The organism is Proteus sp. LHD240705 (assembly GCF_047921555.1).
Taxonomy (GTDB): Bacteria; Pseudomonadota; Gammaproteobacteria; order Enterobacterales; family Enterobacteriaceae; genus Proteus.
Genome location: NZ_JBLRMI010000063.1, coordinates 1 through 230 on the forward strand (window position 1 = coordinate 1; position 230 = coordinate 230).

Genomic DNA, 230 nt, shown 5'->3' on the forward strand with positions numbered 1-230 from the left:
GCATTCAACCGTTGTATCGCTAATGTTTCTGCATTTGTGGCTGACACAATAATGGAAGACTGCGCTTTCATTCGCATTCGAATACTACTGCGTTGTGCTTCTGTCTGAGCGAGTTGAAGTTGCGCTTGTAAAGAACGCATTTCAACACGGGCTAGCTCTAATTCAGCCGTCATCTTGGCTTTTGTGGCTTGAGCGGCGATTAAATCTTGTTGAACTTTTAATTTCGTTGC

The 230-nt window shown here is 43.9% G+C and carries 1 protein-coding gene; it reads right to left on the minus strand.

Annotated features, from left to right (window positions below; genetic code table 11):
- Positions 1 to 230 (minus strand): hypothetical protein (locus tag ACNART_RS18040; protein ID WP_416303699.1); only part of this gene is annotated, 230 nt, incomplete at both ends.